Origin of the sequence: Streptomyces sp. adm13(2018) (assembly GCF_008042145.1) — a bacterium.
Taxonomy (GTDB): domain Bacteria; phylum Actinomycetota; class Actinomycetes; order Streptomycetales; family Streptomycetaceae; genus Streptomyces.
This window is the reverse complement of sequence record NZ_RDBH01000064.1, coordinates 1-3,674: the sequence shown is the minus strand read 5'-3', so window position 1 is coordinate 3,674 and position 3,674 is coordinate 1. Positions and strand designations below refer to the sequence as shown.

Sequence of the window (3,674 nt, the reverse complement as noted above, 5' to 3'; positions counted from 1 at the left end):
GGGGGGGCGCCGTCCGCGTCCTGCGCACCCAGGGGGGCTCAGAGTGCGGCGGACCAGGCGTCGAAGGCCGTGACGCAGCCCTCCAGGGCGGTCGCCGGCGAGCCGACCGAGGCTCCCGCCCCGGCGGTCAGGGTCAGGGCGAGGCCGTCGGGGCCGCCGAGCGCGACGGCGCAGCCGACGTCCGCCAGCGGCGCCGCCGTACCGCGCGGCGCCGGCACGGACAGGACCAGCTCGCACGAGCCGGAGGTCTGCGCGAGCCCGGACAGCTCGGTCTCCATCGCCTCGACCAGGGAGGGCGCGTTGCCCTCCAGGGACCCCGGGCGCAGCCGGAAGTCCTGCTCCAGGACGGTCACGCCGATCCCGCGGAGCGTGGTGGCCCGCAGGCGGAGGGTCCGGGCGCCGAACACCCCGTGGGTGTGCAGGACGTAGACGGCGACCAGCGCGGCCCGGACGCCGGCCGCCAGGTCGGCCGGTTCGGTCCGCAGGGGCCACTGCCACTCCCGGCCCCGGAGCCGTACGGGCCGCACGCCCTCAGTGAGGGCGAGGAGCCCCTCGCGCACGGTCCCGCCGTGCAGCCAGGCGCCTCCGGCCCCGACGGAGAACAGCCGGCCCTCCTCGTCGACGGCCAACGGCGCGTCCGCGTCCGTGCGGCCGAGCGGGAAGAGGCGGGAACCCAGCCGTTCGGCGAGCCCGCGCAGGGACGGGCCGTCGTACCGGGCCTCCTCGGGGTCCACGACGCAGCCGGTCGCCGCGACCTCGCGGCCGGCTGGAGGTTGAGGGGGTTGCCGCCCGAGGTGCCGCCGTCACTGCCGCCGCCCTGGCCGCCACCGCCGGTCGGGGGCTTGCCGCCGCCCGTGCCTCCGGGGTTCCTGTCTCCCGGGCCGCCGGCGCCGTCCTTCGCGTCCGTCGGGATCGACTCGACGCCCTGTCAACTCTCCGCCATCACCACGTCATAGGCAGCGCCGGACGGGGTCATGAGGAGAAGCGTCCGCTCCGCCTCCGCGACGAGAGCGGCGCGATCGGAGCGCGTCACTCGTGCGAAGGGTTCGAGGGTGAGCGTGGTGCGTTCCTTGCCTTCGTCGAGGTGCCAGATCCCGGCGAGGAAGCCGTCGAGGAGGAAGACCCGGTGGGCCTGGTTGCCGCTCCAGGTGCGGCCGCGGAGGTCGGCGGGCACGACGCGGGTGCGGTCGGCGTGCGAGAGGAGCAGGTTGTCGAACTCGGGGAGGAGACGGGGCGGTGCGGGGGTGTCCTCGGCCGGGCGGGGCGCGTCGGGGAGGTCGAAGAGCTCGGTGCCCCGCTCGTCCTGGAAGCACCCTGCTCGACCCGGGCACCGTCGGTCTCGGCGGCGGGTCGCGGGGGTCAGCTGATCGCGAGCGGGTCGCCGGGCGCGAGCGCGGCCGCGATCCGCTCGGCGACGACCTCGGCCTGGTTGCCCTCGGGGGTGGTGGCCGTCTGGGTCGCCGAGACCGCGATGGCGAGCCGCTCGGACGGGAGGTACGCCTGGATGGCCGCGTACCCCGAGAACGACGGGTTCTGCACGACCCAGCCGTTGACCACGATGACCCCGAGACCGAAGTGCCGGGCCTCGGTCTGCTTCAGGCAGATCGTGGCGGGACAGGTGCTCGACCCGCCGCCGAGACCGACGGTGCCCGGGTCGAGCAGGGTGCGGTACGAGCGGGGCGAGAGCAGCTCACCGGCGCCGATGGCCTGCGCCGAGCGGGCGAGGTCGCAGATGTCGGTCGTGATGACGGCGCCCGGGGCGGTCGTCCACGACGGGTTCCAGAAGGTGGACTCCTCGTACAGCCCGCGGTCCGAGGTGAAGGCGTGCAGGACGGGCTCCGGGATCTCGGGCGTGAAGCTGTTCCGGGTGTTCCGGAGCTCCAGCGGACCGGTGACCTTCTCCCGCACGAGCCGGTCGATCCGTACGCCGGTGATCTTCTCCAGGGCCTCCACCAGGTAGATGTAGTTGGCGTGGGAGTAGCTCCAGCTCGTGCCCGGCTCGTACCAGAGGGAGTGGCGCAGCGGGAACGCGACCAGCTCCTCGGGGGTCCAGGCCTTGAACGGGTGGGGCCCCAGCTGCGCGCCGAACGCAGGGTCGGTGACGTAGTCGTGGATGCCCGTGGTGTGGGACGCCAGCATGCGCAGGGTGATCCGGTCCGCCCGGGGCAGGTCGGGCAGCCAGCGCTCCACGGTGTCGTCGAGCCGGACGCGCCGTTCCTCGACCAGTTTGAGGAGGGCCGTCCCGAGGTGGGCGAAGGCCACGGAGCCGGCACGGAAGTGCATGGCGGGCTCGGCCGGGACGCCGGTCATGGACTCGCCGAGCGCGTCCGTGAGGACCTCGCGCCCGTCGATGGTGACCCGTACCTGTACGGCGTTGAGCCGGAGGTCCTCCTTGGCCTGCCGGGTGATCTCCCGGACCTGGCGTCCCGGGCCGTCGAGGTGGCCCCGGGTCCGCACGCAGTCGGATCCGCGGCCGTCGGGACTCCCGGCGGTCGCCGGGGCGACGGCCGCCGTCTGGGCGGCGAGGGTGAGGACGGCGGCGCAGAGCAGGGCCCTGCGGAACCGCGCGCGTGTGCGTGGGAAGTGGGGGGTGTGCGTCATGCCTCGCACTATCTCGGGGCGAGGGGGACGGTTCCGGGGGAACACTCCGCGGACCGCGCGAGGACCGCCCGTGTGGGGCAGACGGCGGCCCCGCCCGGACGGCGCCTGACCCGGGCGCACGGTCGGGAGTCCGTGCCCCGGGATCAGGCTGCGGTGGACCCCGGTCAGATGGTGGTCCCGTCGCGCGGCGGCGGTGGGCCCTCCGCCCGGACCGCACGCACCACGACCACGATCACGCAGAACGCGATGAGCGTCTCGGCCCAGAAGAAGGCCAGGTAGTCGAGGAGGCTGCCGATGGGCGGCGCCCCCGGGGCGGTGTTGCGGAAGGCGGCGAGGGCGAACAGGGTGGCCGCCATCCAGCCGAGCGCCGGCCAGGTCAGGCCCGTGCGCCGCCGTACGAGGTGCCAGGCGCCCATGAGGACGGCGACGGTGAGGGCCCACATCGCCGGCATCATGAAGACCGAGAAGACGAGCACGCTGCGGGAGCGCGCCACCTCGGCCGTGAGGACGGCCGTGCCCTTGATCTCGGCGGTGTCGACGGCGAGGGAGAACAGGGCGTCCCGGTGGGTGAGCGTCATGCGGACGGGCACGGTCTGGCCTCCCTGCACGGCGCCGAACTCCATGTCGGCGTCGTACACGTCGAACGGGTAGTCCGTGATCGGTCCGCCGGTCAGGGCGACCGGCACGTCGACGGTGGCGATCCTGCTGTGCGCGGGAAAGGTGAGGTCGCCCCGTACGGCCGAGGAGGTCTGGAGGGTCAGGTTCTCGGCGGGGGAGACGCCGCCCGCCTCCGCGAGCGCGCCGCGGGGCGTGACGAGGAGGCGCAGGACCAGCTCCCGGCCGGAGGCGTCGACGCGCTGCACGGAGGCGTCGATGTCGATCCGGTCGGGGGCCTGTCCTCCGGCGGTGTGGCGGGTGTCCAGGTCCTGGCGCTCGCCGAACTGGAGCCAGAGGCCGCAGACGGCGGCCGCCGCGACGGCCAGGATCACGAGTCCGGCGCTCCGCGTCCGGGTCGTCGAGGCTGCGGGTGAGCGGGAAGCCGTTGCCGGTGTGCTCGGTGAAGCGCTCGGGGC

3 protein-coding genes and 1 pseudogene are annotated in these 3,674 nt (G+C 74.6%); all 4 read right to left on the bottom strand.

Features of this window, described 5'->3' with window-relative positions; all coding sequences use genetic code 11:
* Positions 1-38 precede the first annotated feature (38 nt).
* Positions 39-758: pseudogene (locus EAO70_RS05725) on the bottom strand (SUKH-3 domain-containing protein); the annotation flags it as partial.
* Positions 759-928: 170 nt separating this feature from the next.
* Positions 929-1,363 (bottom strand): winged helix DNA-binding domain-containing protein, encoded by a 435-nt coding sequence (locus EAO70_RS05720; protein ID WP_261992688.1) that lies wholly within the window; start codon positions 1,361-1,363, stop codon positions 929-931.
* Complete coding sequence (locus tag EAO70_RS05715) at positions 1,360-2,601, bottom strand: serine hydrolase domain-containing protein (protein ID WP_148001919.1); 1,242 nt, start codon at positions 2,599-2,601, stop codon at positions 1,360-1,362. Before EAO70_RS05715 ends, EAO70_RS05720 begins: the two co-directional genes overlap by 4 nt.
* 164 nt (positions 2,602-2,765) lie before the next feature.
* On the bottom strand, positions 2,766-3,590 hold the full coding sequence (locus EAO70_RS05710) for a DUF4436 domain-containing protein (protein ID WP_148001918.1): 825 nt from the start codon (positions 3,588-3,590) through the stop codon (positions 2,766-2,768).
* Between the last annotated feature and the right edge of the window lie 84 nt (positions 3,591-3,674).